The 15,473-nt window shown below is 65.9% G+C and carries 13 protein-coding genes; 8 read left to right on the top strand and 5 right to left on the bottom strand.

Annotated elements, in window-relative coordinates:
• Positions 1-302, bottom strand: a 302-nt coding sequence (locus VEG08_00365) for a cytochrome c (protein HXZ26430.1), incomplete at its 3' end; no start/stop codon positions are given.
• Positions 303-630: 328 nt separating this feature from the next.
• Here VEG08_00365 and hemA point away from each other — a divergent pair.
• Positions 631-1,932: a glutamyl-tRNA reductase gene (gene hemA, locus VEG08_00360; protein HXZ26429.1), complete on the top strand. Its 1,302-nt coding sequence runs from the start codon at positions 631-633 to the stop codon at positions 1,930-1,932.
• 12 nt (positions 1,933-1,944) lie between these two features.
• Positions 1,945-2,580, top strand: a complete 636-nt coding sequence (locus VEG08_00355) for a tetratricopeptide repeat protein (GenBank protein ID HXZ26428.1) — start codon at positions 1,945-1,947, stop codon at positions 2,578-2,580.
• A gap of 118 nt (positions 2,581-2,698) precedes the next feature.
• Here VEG08_00355 and VEG08_00350 read toward each other — a convergent pair whose 3' ends face one another.
• The 4 genes from VEG08_00350 to VEG08_00335 form a co-directional block, all read right to left on the bottom strand.
• On the bottom strand, positions 2,699-4,171 hold the full coding sequence (locus VEG08_00350) for a sigma-54 dependent transcriptional regulator (protein ID HXZ26427.1): 1,473 nt from the start codon (positions 4,169-4,171) through the stop codon (positions 2,699-2,701).
• A gap of 5 nt (positions 4,172-4,176) precedes the next feature.
• Complete coding sequence (locus VEG08_00345) at positions 4,177-5,259, bottom strand: ATP-binding protein (GenBank protein HXZ26426.1); 1,083 nt, start codon at positions 5,257-5,259, stop codon at positions 4,177-4,179.
• A gap of 179 nt (positions 5,260-5,438) precedes the next feature.
• Positions 5,439-6,839: a c-type cytochrome biogenesis protein CcsB gene (ccsB, locus tag VEG08_00340; GenBank protein HXZ26425.1), complete on the bottom strand. Its 1,401-nt coding sequence runs from the start codon at positions 6,837-6,839 to the stop codon at positions 5,439-5,441.
• A 13-nt stretch (positions 6,840-6,852) separates the two neighbouring features.
• On the bottom strand, positions 6,853-8,310 hold the full coding sequence (locus VEG08_00335) for a cytochrome c biogenesis protein ResB (protein HXZ26424.1): 1,458 nt from the start codon (positions 8,308-8,310) through the stop codon (positions 6,853-6,855).
• Between the two features lie 427 nt (positions 8,311-8,737).
• Here VEG08_00335 and VEG08_00330 point away from each other — a divergent pair, with 427 nt between their 5' ends.
• The 6 genes from VEG08_00330 to VEG08_00305 form a co-directional block, all read left to right on the top strand.
• Complete coding sequence (locus tag VEG08_00330; GenBank protein HXZ26423.1) at positions 8,738-9,412, top strand: cytochrome c3 family protein; 675 nt, start codon at positions 8,738-8,740, stop codon at positions 9,410-9,412.
• Between the two features lie 49 nt (positions 9,413-9,461).
• A complete protein-coding gene (locus VEG08_00325; GenBank protein ID HXZ26422.1) occupies positions 9,462-10,634 on the top strand; it encodes a 6-bladed beta-propeller in 1,173 nt (390 codons plus the stop codon).
• A gap of 47 nt (positions 10,635-10,681) precedes the next feature.
• Positions 10,682-11,428: a cytochrome c3 family protein gene (locus VEG08_00320; GenBank protein ID HXZ26421.1), complete on the top strand. Its 747-nt coding sequence runs from the start codon at positions 10,682-10,684 to the stop codon at positions 11,426-11,428.
• Positions 11,429-11,495: 67 nt separating this feature from the next.
• Positions 11,496-12,554 (top strand): peptidylprolyl isomerase, encoded by a 1,059-nt coding sequence (locus VEG08_00315; protein HXZ26420.1) that lies wholly within the window; start codon positions 11,496-11,498, stop codon positions 12,552-12,554.
• A gap of 23 nt (positions 12,555-12,577) precedes the next feature.
• Complete coding sequence (locus VEG08_00310; protein HXZ26419.1) at positions 12,578-14,458, top strand: hypothetical protein; 1,881 nt, start codon at positions 12,578-12,580, stop codon at positions 14,456-14,458.
• A gap of 98 nt (positions 14,459-14,556) precedes the next feature.
• Positions 14,557-15,473: 6-bladed beta-propeller (locus VEG08_00305; GenBank protein ID HXZ26418.1), on the top strand; the 917-nt coding region annotated here is incomplete at its 3' end.

The raw sequence follows: 15,473 nt of genomic DNA, 5'->3' as shown, positions 1-15,473 counted from the left end.
CTGCGAATGAAGGCCACCAGGTTCTTGATCTCGTCCTCGCTCAGCTTGCCACCGTAGGCCGGCATCTTGGGCGGTTTGCCCTTGGTGATGATGTCGGTGAGCTGGGCGTCGGTCTGCTTCTGGACGTCGGCCGAGCCTAGGTCCTTTGTGCCGATGGCGGCCTTGCCCGCCCCATCCGCACCGTGACACATGGCGCACTTGGCCTTGAAGGTGTCGGCCCCCGGGCCGGCAGCCAGCGCCGACGTCGAAAGGACCAAGCCCAGAACCATCAGCAGAACTGCTACTTTCACGATCGCTTTCATAGAGTCTCCGTTTAGGAAGTCGCGACTGGGACGAACGTCCCGCCTATTCTAGGGCAACTGCCGTGCCACTTGCCTGCTGAATTACTCATCGCAATAACAACAGCTTACAAGCTCCACGAGGAATCCAGGTCGCGCGGGACGGTGCGAAATACCCCTCCCTCCGCGCCATATCCCGCAACCTGCTCACTAAGAAGCCCGTTTCTTCCTGCAGAGTTGCCTCTGTAAGACATTGAAAACAGGACGATTATTTCCGTGTTGGGGCGGCAGCCACTTTGGCAAGGGGGGTGCCTTTCTCCAGGCGTAGAGGGTTTTCCCAGGGAGGACCGCCTTGGAACCGACATTGGTGGTAATCGGCCTGAACTACCGCTCTTCCCCCGTGGCCGTGCGCGAGCGCTTCTGGATCAGCGAAGACCGGCGCTATGAAGCCCTGCACCAACTGCACCAGGCGGAAGGGATCGAAGAGGTGGTGGTGCTGGCCACCTGCAACCGCACCGAGTTCGTGCTCTGGACCAGCGACTTCGCCACCGCCGCCACCTCGGTGCTCAACTTCCTGACCAAGCATTACGGCCTGCGCCTCTGCGAGTGGAAGCACTTCTACCGCCTGATGGACGAGGCGGCGCTGCTGCACGTCTTCCGCGTGACCTCCAGCCTGGATTCGATGGTGGTGGGCGAACCTGAGATCGTGGGCCAGGTGAAGGGCGCCTGGACCAAGGCGCAGCAGGCGGGCACCACCGGGCGCTTCCTGGACGCCGTCTTCCAAAAGGCCTTGACCGTCTCCAAGCGGGTGCGCAACGAGACCGCGGTGGGCAGCGCGGCGGTCTCAGTGCCCTACGCCGCGGTGGAATTGGCCAAGCAGCTCTTCGGCTCGCTCGACGGCCGCAAGGTGCTGGTGATGGGCGCGGGCAAGATGAGCGAACTCTCGGCGCGCTACCTGGTCAACAGCGGTGCCGCCGAGGTGCGCGTGATCAACCGCACCTTCGAGCACGCGGCCGAGGTGGCGGAGAAGCTGGGCGGCATCCCCGGGCGCTTCGAGGACCGCTGGCAGTACCTGCTGGCCGCCGACATCGTGCTCAGCTCCACCGGTTGCCCCCACCTGGTGCTGACCCGCGAGGACGCGGAGCGCATCGCCAAGGAGCGCGAGGGCCGGCCGCTGTTCCTGATCGACATCGCAGTGCCCCGGGACATCGACCCCGAGGTGCGGCAGGTGGCGGGCGTCTTCCTCTATGACATCGACGACCTCGACCAGGTCATCTCCAAGAACATCAAGGAGCGCAACGCCGCCGCTGCCGAGGCGGAGAAGATCGTGCACAGCGAGACCCACCAGTTCAAGCAGAAGCTGGCGGCGGAGCGGGTGGTGCCCACCATCGTGGCCCTGCGCAACCGCCTGGAGCAGATCTGCCAGGACGAGCTGGAACGCTATCGCAGGGATTTCGGGCCGGTGGCCATCCCGGAAGAGCAGGCCTTGAAGGTACTGACCGTGCGCATCGTGCACCGGCTGTCGGGTTCGCTGGCGCGCGAACTCAAGCTGCCCAGCAGCGTCGAACAGGACCAATTGACCAGCGCGGTGCAGCGGCTGTTCCACCTGGAAGACAGCGAGAAGGAACAGCCGCGGGCGGCGGTCGCCGGCTAGGAGGAGAGGATCATGCGCAAACAGATGGATCTGGAGGAAGAGCGGCCCCGGCCCACCTGGACCAACGCCCAGGTGTACGTGCTGGCCCTGGTCTGCCTGCTGTCGGGACTGCTGCTGGGCTACCTGTTCCGCGGCTCCTCGCCGGCGCAGCCGGCGCCTTCCACGGTGGCGGCCGCGGGAACACCGGCGGGAACGCCGGACATGCCGTCGGCGGACGCTCTGTCGGCCATGGCCGCGCCGCAACTGGCCAAGCTCAAGAGCGACCCCAGCGACGCCGACGCTCTCATCCAGTTGGGCAACCTCTACTACGACCACCAGGCCTTCGAGAAAGCCATCCAGTACTACGCCCAGGCGCTGGAAGTGCGGCCCAACGACGTCAACGTGCGCAGCGACATGGCCACCGCCTACTGGTACCTGGGCAAGCCGGAGAGCGCGGTGAAAGAGTACGAAAAGGCGCTCCAGATCGATCCCAAGCATGCCAACACCCTCTTCAATCTGGGCGTCGTGAAGTGGCAGGGGCTGAAGGACCCCAAGGGGGCGATCGCCCTCTGGAAGAAGTTGCTCGAACTCAACCCCGATTATCCCGACCGGCAGAAGGTGGAGGTGCTGATCAAGCACGCCCAGAGCGGCAAAGGTTTCCCGCAGTAACATCCCGCCCCTTCGGGCCAAGCAAGCGGCCCCTGGAGCCCGGACCCGCAGACGCCAGCCCCGGCGTGGGATCCGGGCTCCCCCTTTTTGGAGCAGTTCAGCCGGACAACGGGAAGGCCTACGCCAGGCCGGCGGTGGTGGAGGAGTCGGCGGGCTCTTCTTCCTCGCCGTGGGTGAGGCCGAACTTCTTGATCTTGTAGCGCAGGGCGTCGCGGCTGATGTCGAGCAGGCGGGCGGCTTGGGTCTGGTTGCCATTGGCCTGCGCGAGCGCCAGCTCCACCATGGCACGCTCGATCTCCTCCAGCGAGGTGCCGCCCGCCGGGATGGAGAGGCGGGGCAGCGAACGTCCGCCGGGCAGCTCCTGGTCGCCGTTGGCGGAGGAGACACTCTGGAAGGCGGTCACGCCCGCGTTGCGTTGGGCCACGCTGAAGGGCAGATAGGTGGGATGGAGGATGGTCTCGTCTTCCAGGATCATGGCGCGCTCGATGGCGTTCTTAAGTTCGCGCACGTTGCCCGGCCAATCGTGGTTCTGCAGCAGGCGGCGGGTCTCGTCGGCCAGCCCGCGGATGTTCTTCCGGAACTTTCGGTTGTAGTGCTCGACGAAGAACTCCACCAGGGGCGCGATGTCTTCCTTGCGGTCGCGCAGCGGCGGAATGAAGATGGAGATGATGGCCAGCCGGTAGTAGAGGTCGCGGCGGAAGCCGCCTTCCTCGACGGCGCGCTCCAGGTCGCGGTTGCTGGCGGCGATGACGCGCACGTCCACCTGCATGTCCTTCACCCCGCCCACGCGCCGGATCACCTGGTCCTCCAGCACGCGCAGCAGCTTGGCCTGCAGGAAAGGCGAGAGCTCGCCGATCTCGTCCAGGAAGAGGGTGCCGCCGTCGGCCACCTCGAACAGGCCTTTCTTCATGGCCTTGGCGTCGGTGAAGGCGCCGCGCTCGTGGCCGAAGAGCTCGGCTTCCATCAGGGTCTCGGGGATGGCGGAGCAGTTGATAGCCACGAAGGGCTTGTCCTGGCGGTGGCTCTGGTAGTGGATGGCCTTGGCAACCAGGTCCTTGCCGGTGCCGCTCTCCCCCTGGATGAGGATGGTGGTGGCCTCGCTGACCGCGACCTTGTGCACGAAGCTCATCAGCTCGGTCATCTTGGCGGAGACGCCAACCACCTCGTGGTAGCCGGTGTGGCGGCGGACCTCGCCGCGCAGCGACTCCACCTCGTGCCGCAGACGGGTGGCCTCAAGCGCGTTCTTGACCACGACATTGAGCTCGTCGAAGTCCAGGGGTTTGCCCACGAAATCGTAGGCGCCCAGCTTGAGCGCCGCCTTGACGTCGTCCAGTTGCGGGTCGGCGGTGATCATGATGACGGCGCGGGCGTCGCCCGACTTCTTGAGCTGCTCCAGCACCTCCAGGCCGCTGAGGTCGGGCAGGCGGACATCCAGCAGGACCAGGTCGGGGGTCTCGTTGTGGGCGGTGTTGAGGCCGGAGGTCCCGGTCTCGGCTTCCAGCACCAGGTAGCCCCACTCTTCACACTTCTGGCGCAGGGACCAGCGAACCAGTCTCTCGTCGTCCACGATGAGGATGCGTTCCCCTGCCATGGCTCCTACTCTACTACGGAAGTACCGTCCCTCCCGGCCTCGGGGCGGCGCAGGGGCAGCCGCAGGATGAAGCGGGCGCCCTGGCCGGGGGTGCTCTCCACCTCGACCCGCCCGCCGTGCTCCTCGACGATGCGGCGCGCCAGCGAGAGTCCCAGGCCCGTCCCTTGCCGCTTGGTGGTGTAGAAGGGGCGGAAGATGTTGGGCAGATGCTCCGGTGGGATGCCGCGGCCGGTGTCGGAGACGGTGATGGTGGCGTGGCCGTTCTGCTGGCCCAACCGCAGTCCCACCTTGCCCTCGCGCTCGATGGCCTGGATGGCGTTCAGCAGCAGGTTGAGTACCACCTGCTGGATCTGCCCGACGTCATGCTCGACCAGGGGCAGGCCCTCGGCGCGGACCAGGTCGAAGTCGATCTCGCGGGCCGAAGCCTGCTGCCGCGCCAGGGTGAAAGCGTGCTCGGCGGTGGCGTTCAGGTCGGCGGGGCGCAGCTCCGGCGGCTTGGGCCGCGCCAGGCTCAGCAGGTCGGAGACGATGCGGTTGATGTGCTGGATCTCCTGCTGCACGTCGCCCACCACGTCGCGGGCGGCGCTGGAGGCGGGCAGGTCGCGGGCCACGATGTTCATCACTCCGGCGATGCCGGCCAGCGGGTTGCGGATCTCGTGCGCGAGGCCCGCGGCCAGTTCGCCCAGGGTGGCGAAGTGCTCGGCGCGCGACATCTGGGTGCGGTAGAGACGCTGGATCTCTTCCCGGCTCTCGCGCAACTGGCGCACCATCTCGTTGAAGTTGCGCCCCAGGTCGCCGATCTCGTCGTTGCGGCGGGCGAACCCGACCTGCACGCTCATGTCGCCCTGGCGCAGGCGCGCGATCTTCTCCTGCAACTCGACCAAGGGATGCTCTACCAGCACCGCCAGCACCACCAGGATGACGGCGCAGATGACAAAGGCTCCGAAGGTGGCCACCAGGCGCACGGTCGCGCGCTCCGGTCCCTGCACCGAGACGGTGGCCCACACGAAGCCCAGCAGGCCGGCACAGAGCACACCCACCACCGGCAGGATGGCCTTCAGGCGCCAATTGATGCGGGGCAGACTCACAGCAGACCCTTGTCCCCGGACCCGCAGGACGGGCATCCGGGTGCGGAAAAAGGATGGCACAGGGGCGACACAGCCCACTGTGACCTACGTCACAAGGGGTATCTTAGCGCAGACGCACCGGAGGCCGGGAGCGAACCCGGCCTCCTGGTTTGCGGTGCAGTCCCTGCTGCCGCCGCGCCTCAGGCGTAGGCGTGCAGGCCACCGAGCAAGTAGGTAACCCCGAAGAAGGTGAAGATCACGACCGCGAAGCCCAGGATGGCGAAGTAGGCGGCGCGGCGCCCCCGCCAGCCGCGGGTGATGCGCATGTGCAGGTAGCCGGCGTAGACCAGCCAGGTGATGGCCGCCCAGGTCTCTTTCTGGTCCCAGCTCCAGTAGGCGCCCCAGGTACGGTTGGCCCAGTAGGCGCCGGCGGCGATCATCAGGGTGAGGAGGGGGAAGGCGATGCCGATGGTCTTGTAGGTCAGCCGGTCCAAGGCGTCGGCGGAGGGCAGCAGGCGCTCCAGGTCGTGCCGCCGCCAGTAGAGCATCAGGTAGAGCACGGAAGCGAAGATCCCGCCCACCAGCCCGGCCAGCAGGAAGGGGCTGGCGGAGAGCGAGGTCGGGTACAGGCCCTCGGCTTCCAGGGAGGCGTAGTTGCCGCCGCGGGCGCGCAGCACGAAAGCCGTCAGGGCCAGGGCTTGGAAGAGCAGGCCCAGATAGAAGGCGCTATTGGCCCAGTTCAGCGCGCGCTCGTCCTTCCTCCAGCGCGACCAGACGTAGAGGGCCAGAGGCGCGGCCACCGCCACCGTCACCGCCAGGAAAAGCCAGCCCAGATCGGGGATGACGACAAACAGCCGTGCCTGCGGAGCCAGGAACACCTCCCGGCGCTCGGCAAAGTCCCAAGCGATGACCCGCAGCCCGCCCGCGGGTGCGAAGCGGGTCAACATGCCCAGGTAGATGCCGGTGGAGAGGGCGCTGGTCACCGCCAGGAAGGTGTCGGTGTGCATACGGTCCTGGATGAGGAACATGAGCGCCAGGGCGAAGCTGACGGCGCAGGCGGCGTAGGCCAGCATAGCGAAGGTGACGTGCACGTGCAGCCAGGTGGACTGCAGGGCGGGCACCAGCGGCCGCACTTCGCTGGGTAGCAGTTGCATGAGGACCACGCCCACCACCGCCAGCGGCATGGTCACCGTCCCCAGTACCCGCACGGCGAAGCGGCGCTCGGCGACCAGGGTGAGCGCGGCCAGCGTCCACACGAAGCTGAGCAGCATCTCGTAGATGCTGGAGAAGGGCGGATGGCCGGCCGTCCACCAGCGGTGCGCGAAGGCCAGGGTGTTGGCCAGGAAGCCGAGCCAGGTCGAGCCCAGGGCGAAGCGCACGTAGCGCTCCAGACCGGTGACGCCGAAGGCCAAGTAGAGGGCGGTGGCGGCGCCGTAGAAGATCAGGGTCACGTAGAGCAGGCTGGCCTCGCTCACCAGATTGCCGCTCTTCACGTTGCCCAGGAAGGCCACGAACAGCAAGGTGACCACGGTCAGGCTCAGCAGCACCAGCAGGGTGTTGCCGCGCGCGCCGGGATGAGTTGCTACGCGTTCACGAGCCATGGTTCTTCCTCCGTCAGCGGCCGGCCACGCCGGCCAGGGAGGCTGCGCGCACGGCGGCGCCGGCGGCGGCCTCGGTCTTCAGGTTCTTCTCGATCTCGTGCACCAGGGCGCGGAAGCGCTCCTCGAAGTCCTCGCGGTTCTTGCTGGGCGAGGCACCCACCCAGAGCACCCGGCGGCCTTCGCCGTCGCTGATGGGCATCACCCAGAAGCGCATGTGGACGAAGTAGAAGGCCAGGATCAGCCCTCCTCCCATCAACAGGCATCCGGCCCACACCGCCCATTGCCCGGGCTCGTGCGACACTTGCAGCCCGGTGAAGTAGCCCATCTCCAAGTCCTGGAACTGGAAGTCGTAGGGCGCCTCGGCAGCCTGGGAGTACTCGGGATAGTTGGGGAAGATCCAGAGCTTGGACTCGCCCGACTTGGAGGTCAGGCTGAGCTGGATGGCGGGGTTATTCGCTTCCTCGGAGCGGGTGTAGATCTGGTTGTCGCGCACGTAGAAGTCGGGGACGAAGCGCTCCAGGCGGACGCGGGTGCCGTCGCTCAAGGTGACGGGCTCGCCCGGACCCAGCACGAGAGGCTCCGGCTTGCCGCCCCCTTTGGGGGTAGCCACGAACTTCACGGCGGCGACGTCGGCGGTGCGGCCGTAGTTGGCCTGGAAGAAGCGGAGGCCGCCGTATACCAGGGGATCGTTGACGGCGATCTCCTTGCGCGCGACCTCGCGGCCGTCCTGCAGCACCACCAGCTTCGACCACCAGCGCTTGGGAGTGCCGTCGGCGTAGTTCTCCTGGCCGACGCCGTCGCAGCGCAGGGTGAAGGGCATGGGACGCGTGCTGCCGTCGGCGAGCTCGATCTGGCCGGCCTGCTGGCCGCGGGTGAGATTGAGGAAGCCGCGGTATCCCCAGACCGAATCCACGATGCCGCCCAGCAGGATCAGCAGCAGGCTGACGTGCACCACGTAGGCGGCCAGCCGGGCGAAGCGGTTGCGCTCGGCGTAAAGGGAGTCTTCGCCGTCCTCACCCCCGGCGATGCGCTCGGGCCGGAAGCCCATTTGGCGCAGGGCCTGCTCGGCGGCCCCGAGGCCGCGCTCGGGATTGCGGATCCGGATCTCGTATTTCAAGGGCAGCACGGCGCGGAAGTGCGGTTCCGGCCGGCGATAGGGCCGCGCGAAGTAACGCCACACGGCGGGAAAGCGCTCCAGGGAGGCCAACACGATGCTCAGGCAGAGCAGCCCCAGCAGCACCGCGAACCACCAACTGTGAAAGACGTTGGTCAGGCCCAGAGCGTCGAGCCAGCGCAGGAGTCCGGGAGAATAGGCGCGCTGCATCTGCTCAGGATCGGTGGCGGGCCGCTGCAGGATGACTGTGCCGGCCGCGGCCACCACTCCCACCAGGATGAGAAGAATGATTCCGGTGCGCACCGAGGCCAGGCTCTGCCAGACACGCTGGCGCTCGGGATGAAGATTCGGAGCCATACCCAACCCTCCGCCAGAGATGGAAGGCACGTCACGAACCAGAGTGACGTGCGCCTGCTAACTCTAGCGGGGTCAACTGGTTGACCCGGCAACCCAGCCGAATTGAAGGTCTTCGAGTGGGCCATATGACCCTCTGCACTGGCCGGCCATGGGCGAGAACACCTAAGTCGAAGGAAGGAAAGGGCTAGCGCTAATCTCGGCCCCTCAGTCTCCAGAACCGGGCGAGGTGGGGTATTTCACCTTGAGGTGCGGAAGAAGGCCCACTTCCCTGCTTAAAAGTTCAACAGCTGGCAAGTGACCAGCCTCAGCGGATCTCTTCTAAGTTGCAGAGCAGTAACCACTTGCGCTACGCGCGAGCGACCTCACCCGTCCACCCCCCCTGCGGCTTGGTTCGTGCTTATTCCCGAGTGGGGGTTGGAGTATGAGCGTGAAGAAGATCTCGACGCTGGTGCTGGCGTTTCTGGCATTGGCCCTCCCCGTCGCGGCCGCCGAGCACCCGGTTCCCCTGGAAAAGGACACCGACTGCGCCACCTGCCACGAAGACAAGACCAAGGGCAAGGCGGTGCACTCGGCCATCGCCATGGGTTGCACCACCTGCCACGAGGTCAAGACCGAGAACAACGTCACCACGGTCAACCTGGTCGCGCCCAAAGAAGAGCTGTGTTTCACCTGCCACGAGAAATCGCAGGACGCGGTCCGGCACCAGCCCTACGACCAGGGGCAGTGCGTGGTCTGCCATGATCCGCATACCAGCGACAATCCCAAGCAGTTGCGCCAGCCCGTGGTTCAGCTCTGCTTCAGTTGTCACGGCACCCAACAGCCGGGAGTGACGCTCAGCGGGGAGACGGGCACGGTCACTCTGCCCGGCAACCAGACCATCAGCGTGCAGGAGTACGGCAAGGCCCCCAAGCTGGGGCTGGACCGTGGCGGCGCCAGCGGCCACCCCATCATGGGCCACCCCTTCACCGGTCCAGACCCCCGGGCCAAGGGCACCCAGATGACTTGCCTGAGCTGCCACCAGCCCCACAGCTCCAAGACCCAATTCCTGATGCCTGCGGACATCAAGAACGACCTCGACCTGTGCACCAAGTGCCACCAGTAGGAGGACGGCCGTGAAACCGAATCGGACGCAAGCGCGCACGCGGAGATGGGTGGCGACAGTGGGCCTGCTGGCCCTGCTGCTTCCGGCTACGGCCTGGGCGGGCAAGAAGAAGGAGAACGGCGAGCCCAAGAACATCAACCTGGTGTGGCCGGTGCCCCCCGACAAGCCGCGCATCAAGTACGTGGGCGCGATCTACGGCGCGGGCGACGTGGAGCCGGCCAAGAAGGCGGGCTTCCTGGACCGGCTGGCAGGGATCGAGAAGAACGACATCAAGCCCGGCTTCGTGAAGCCCTACGGCATCGCCACCGACTCCAAGGGCCGCATCTACGTGACCGACAGCGGCCAGGGCCTGGTCTTCGTCCTCGACACCAAGAGCAAGAAGGTGAGCTACCTGGGGCGCACGCCGCAGTTGCGGCTGATGGTGCCCATCGGCATCACCGTGGACAGCAAGGACCGGGTATGGGTGGCGGACCCGGTGGGCCAGCACGTGGTGGCCTTCGACGGCGAAGGCAACGTGGTGATGACGCTGGGGCGGACGGGCGAGCTGGTGAATCCCACCGATGTCGTGCTGGACGAGGCCCGGCAGCGGGCCTACGTGGTCGACTCCAAGCAGCACAAGGTCGTGGTCTACAACCCGGAAACGGGCGCGCTGATCGGCCAGTTCGGCAAGCGCGGCGACCAGCCCGGCGAATTCAACTTCCCCACCAACATCGCCCTCGACCGCCAGGGCCGGATCTATGTGACCGACACCATGAACTGCCGGGTGCAGATCTTCACCCCGGAGTACTCCCTGGTAGAGACCCTGGGCCAGCAAGGCATGAAGCGGGGCGACTTCCTCAAGCCCAAGGGCATCGCTCTGGACAGCTACGGGAACCTCTACGTGGTGGATTCCGACTTCGACAACTTCCAGGTCTTCGACCAGAAGAACCGCCTGCTCATGTTCCTGGGCAGCGGCGGCCAGGTGCCGGGGACCTTCTGGCTGCCGGCGGGGATCTACATCGACCGCAACAACACTATCTACGTGGCTGACCAGAGCAACCAACGGATTCAGATCTTTCAATTGCTGAACGGAGAGACGGAGGAGCCCAAGCCCACCCCGGTGGCCACCGCTCCCGCTCGTCCGGCGGATACGAAGGGAGGTGACCCGGGCAAGAGCAACGAGCTTAAGGGCCCAGCTTCTTCGCAGTCGAACGAAATCACAAAGGAGAACTCACCGCGATGAAACGTACATATCTACTCCTGTTGATCGCGATGGTTGTGGCATTGACGGTGAGCGCGAACGCACAGTACTCGCGCATCAAGAACATCGTCAATAGCAGCCACGACATGTCGTCGACCAGCACCACCGCGGGGCCAAAGGCGAAGAGTAACACGCAGATCTGTTACTACTGCCACACCCCGCACCCGGAAACCAACAACAGCGACCCGCTGGTCACCCAAGACCAGGGCGGCCAGTACCCGCTGTGGAACCACTACCTCTCCTCCAAGGCGAGCTACGGCAAGTACAGCAGCCCGTCGTTCGATGCCTTGGGAACCGACATTCAGGACGTCGGGGGCGCGGTAGCGGGTTCGGCGGTGGTCACCAACCTGTGCCTGAGCTGCCATGACGGCACGGTGGGCGTCAACACCGTGTACAAGGGCCAGTATTCCGCCGGAAGCCACGTCAGCCCGGACTTCGGTCTGGGCAACAACACCCCCGTCTTCATCCCGGCCAGTTCCGGGGCGTTGGTGGGCGATGGGGCCGAGGGCATCAGCAACATGCACCCCCTCAATTTCACCTACGATGCCACGCTGGCCGGCAAGTCGGTGAGTCTGGTGGTGCCTACCACTGCGTCCAACGGCTTCGGCGGCACCCGCACGGGCGTGAACACGTCCAGCGGGAAGTTCCTGCCTCTGTTCGCCAACAAGATGCAGTGCGCCACCTGTCACGACGTGCATGACGGGACAACCTATCGTCCCTTCCTGCGGGCGTCGACGACGGGCAGCGAGCTCTGCCTGGCCTGTCACGGCAAGTAACCCTTAACCCGGTGGCCCCGGAGCATCGGGGCCTCCAGACAAGCTTCACGGGCCCCAGGAGGTTGTTATGAAGAAGCGGAACAGCAGCACGGCAGCGGGACCGGCTCCAACCCCAACCCTACTCCTGCTCGTCCTGGCAGCCGGGCTGGCCTGTTCCGCTTCTCTTTTTGGCCAAGCCGTAGCCAGCCATGCCCCGGCGGCGCCGGCGGTGGCGGCACAAGACCAGGTGGTGGCGCGGGTGAACGGCGCGCCCATCACGGAAAGCCAGCTGGCAGAAGAGGTGGAGCGGCTGTATCCCAGCAACACCGCCCACGGCGGCCTGCGGCCGGAGAAGATGGGCGAGGTCCGGGAGAAGGCGCTGGCGGAGCTGGAGGTCGAAGAACTGGCCTGGCAGCGCGCGCAAAAGACGCACGCCGTCGTCCCCCGCAGTGAGGTCGAGGCCGAGTATCAGAGAATGCGGCGCGCGTTTGGCGCCAAGGAGTTCGATCAGGCCATGCGGGCGCACGGCATCTCCAAGGAGCAGTACTTCAAGGACCTGGAACGGCGCCTGACCCTGGAGCGCCTGTTCCAGCAGAAGGTAGTGCGGCCGGCGCGCATGAGCGAGGCAGCGCTGCGCGCCTACTACCAGAAGAACCTGAAGAAGTTCCAGCGGCCGGAGCAGGTCAGGGCGCGGCTGATCCTGGTGGCGCTGGATCCCAAGGCGAACCCGGACGAGGAACGCAAGGCCAAAGAGAAGGCGCAGATGATCTACCAGCAGGCACAGGCGGGCAAGGACTTCGGTTGGCTGGCCCAGCAATACTCCGACGACTTCTACAAGGTGAAGGGCGGGGACCTGGGCTGGGTGCACCGCGGCCGCCTGGAGCCGGACTTCGAGAAGGTGGCCTTCAGCCTGGGGGCGGGCAAGGTGAGCGAGCCCTTCCGCACCCAGTACGGCTACAACCTGATCAAGGTGGAAGGCCGGCAGCCGGCGCAGCAGATGAAGTTCGCCGACGTGCGCGGCCTGCTCAAGGCGCAACTGGAAGAAGAGCGGGCGCGCGAACTGCGCAGCGCCTTGGTGGAGGACCTGAAGAAGGGCGCCCGCATCGAGCGGGTGGAGGCGGCTCCCGCCCCGCAGAGCGGACACTGAGACGGGCGACGAAGGTGGGGACGATGAAACGCAGCCTGGCCATCGCGACGGTCCTCGTGGGACTCCTGGTCCTGCCGGCGATGGCGCAGAATCCCAGCCGCTTCGTCCTGCACATGAACGGCTGGGGAGGCTTCGGGTTCGGCTGGACGGGCACCGATTGGAGCGGGTCGGGCGATACCTACCACGACCTCAACACCGACTTCGGCCTGGACGCCAACGGCTACCTGTACGACCCGCGGCTGGTGGACTACGACGTGAGCGTGGCCTTCGATCGCGGCGCCTTCGCCGTCGACCAAGGCAGCTCGTCGGCCAACGGGCTCAACGTCAGCGGCAACCTGAGCTTCCTGCCCGACCGCTCCTTCCCCTTCTCCGTATACTTCAGCCGGACCAACTCCGGCTACAACAGCGACCTGATCGCGCCCTACTCCGACGTGCAGCGCCTGTGGGGGTTCCGGGGAGCCATCAAGAACCTGCCCGTGGGCCTGATCAACTACAACTTCTCCTCGGGAGAGACGGACAGCACGGTGAGCGGAGGGCCCACCTACCAGGACCGCTATCGCACCGGCGACGTAAGCCTGACCCGGAACCTGGGAGGATGGCAATTGCGGGCGGGCGACGATTACAACTGGAGCAGCAACAACATCAGCGACTTCACCCAGAGCAACAACACCATCCTGGCCGACGCCTCCCGTACCTTCCATGGAGACCGCATCCGGGTGGACGTGAACCAGTTGTACTCCACCTTCTCGTTCACCCAGGCGGGAGGCGGCCGCTCCAGCGACAGCACCCTGGCCATGAACGCCACCATGAGCTGGAAGCACACCGAGAAGCTGGACTCGTACTACAACTTCACGCTGGCGCACAATGCCATCAACGAGCTGGGTCTGCTGACCACGCTGAACAACGTGCCCAATCCCCTGCCCTTCAATCCGCTGATCTCCGACACCACCACCGAGAACTTCGGGGCCGGGCTCACCTATCGCCTGCGCTCCAACCTGACCCTGGGTGCCGCCTTCGGCTATTCCCACAACAGCGCGCCGCTGCCCAGTTCCCTCTCCCCCAATGTGCTGCCCTCCTTCACCACCGGAAGCATGAACGTGGGGGGCAGCGTGAGCTACCGCCGGAGGTTGTGGAAGCTGACCTATTCCAGCGCCAGCACCGTCGCCCTGCAGCGCTTCAGCACGCTGGCCGGAGGGAGCCTGAGCTCGGGCGTGGGCTTCAGCCTGGACAACGGGATCAGCGGCGGGGACGTGCGCAAGCTGCACTTTACCGCCTCCTACCGCTACGCCCACCGCAGCAATCCCGTCTTCTTCAACGCCAGCACCACCACCGACAACCTGCTGAGCGGGCAGGTGGAGAGTTCGTTCTTCCGCTTCGCCCACCTGCAGGCGATGATGGATTACGGCACCACCGAGATCGACTTCTTCAATTCCAACCTGAGGCTGCACCGCACTAGCTTCATGGTGATGGCCACGCGCTCGCGGCTGAGCGTGTACTTCGCGCGCAACGCCAGCGACTCCAACGACCGCTTCTTCGGCCCCGATTCCCTGCTCAGCCAGCAGCAGCAGCAGCAGCAGAGCCCGCAACAGAACCTGCTGCCCCCGTTCTTCAACCCGCTGGTCCTGACCGAGATCAACAGCACGCGTCTCGGAGTCATGTGGAAACCGAGGAGCAACCTGCAGGTCGAAGGACGGTACGCGAAGTATGACGATCTCTTCCTCCTCCCCCAGCAGACCGACTACCGCTACTCCCAGATCGAAGTGCTGGCCGCCTACAAGTTCGGGCGCTTCACCCTGTACGGCGGCTACGGGCACGCGACCTCCTCCGGCGGCCTGGGAACGCCCTTCGAGCAGCACGTCAATCGCGTTCTGTTCACCGTCCGCTTCCCCTTTCACATCATGTGAGGCGAGCCATGGAGCCGGGCAAGGGGCAGGCCGGAACCGCCAGGTTTGAGAATCCGCGCCCGCTTGCGATAAGGTTGCATAGCAGGAGAACACCCGGAGTGACGCGCTGGAGAAGCAAGGTGGGGAGGATGGCGCTGCTGGCGGTCGTGGCCGCCTGCCCCTCGTTGTTGACGGCGCAGAAGAAGCCGGCGAGCGGCGCCCAGACTGCCCTGGTCTGGCCTCAGCCTCCCGATCCCCCGCGCATCCAGTACCTGCAATCCTTCGGGCGGGCCAGCGACTTCGGCTGGAAGCGCTCGCTGTGGCGCAAGTTCCTGGACTGGGCCAAGAGCGAAAGCGATCCCTCCCTGCTGGTGCGTCCGGTCTCGGTGACCGTGGACGGCCGCGGCCGCCTGATCGTGGCCGACGAGGGCGACGGCGACGTCAAGATCTTCGACCTGCAGAAGAAGTCGGTGAAGGTCATCCACGGCTACAAGGGCAAGGAGTTTGGCACCCCGGTGGGGGTGGCGGTGGACGACGCCGGCAACCTCTACATCAGCGACGCCAGCGCGGGGCGCGTCCTGCAGTACTCGCCGGAGGGAAAGTTCCGGGCCTTCATCGGAGGCGAGGAAGGAGCCTTCAAGCGGCCCGCCTCCATCGCCTTCAATCCCGCCAACCACCTGCTGTACGTGGTGGACACACTGCGGCCGAGGATCTTCGCCTACACCACCGACGGCAAGCAGGTGAAGGAGTTCGGCGAGGCGGGCTCCGGCCCCGGCCAGTTCAACCTGCCCACCTTCCTGGCGGTGGACCGGGAGGGGCGGCTGTACGTCAACGACACCCTGAACTGCCGCGTCCAGGTGCTCACGCCGGAGGGCAAGTTCGTCACCCAGTTCGGTGAGAGCGGCGACGGCTCCGGCTACTTCAACCGGCCCAAGGGCGTGGCCGTGGACTCGGAAGGGCACATCTATGTGGCTGAAGCGCTCTTCTCCACCGTGCAGATCTTCGACCTCCAGGGCCGGTATCTGCTGAGCTTCGG

The sequence above is a fragment of the Terriglobales bacterium genome, assembly GCA_035624475.1.
Classification (GTDB): Bacteria; Acidobacteriota; Terriglobia; order Terriglobales; family Acidobacteriaceae; genus DASPRL01.
Note: the sequence above shows the minus strand (reverse complement) of the source record. Positions and strands in the feature narration are given on the sequence as shown.

Excerpts from the sequence above, each read along its gene's own strand:
- ccsB (HXZ26425.1), bottom strand. The coding sequence starts at position 6,839 with ATGGCTCGTGAACGCGTAGCAACTCATCCCGGCGCGCGCGGCAACACC.
- VEG08_00355 (HXZ26428.1), top strand. The coding sequence starts at position 1,945 with ATGCGCAAACAGATGGATCTGGAGGAAGAGCGGCCCCGGCCCACCTGG.
- VEG08_00310 (HXZ26419.1), top strand. The coding sequence starts at position 12,578 with ATGAAACGCAGCCTGGCCATCGCGACGGTCCTCGTGGGACTCCTGGTC.
- VEG08_00350 (HXZ26427.1), bottom strand. The coding sequence starts at position 4,171 with ATGGCAGGGGAACGCATCCTCATCGTGGACGACGAGAGACTGGTTCGC.
- VEG08_00315 (HXZ26420.1), top strand. The coding sequence starts at position 11,496 with ATGAAGAAGCGGAACAGCAGCACGGCAGCGGGACCGGCTCCAACCCCA.
- VEG08_00335 (HXZ26424.1), bottom strand. The coding sequence starts at position 8,310 with ATGGCTCCGAATCTTCATCCCGAGCGCCAGCGTGTCTGGCAGAGCCTG.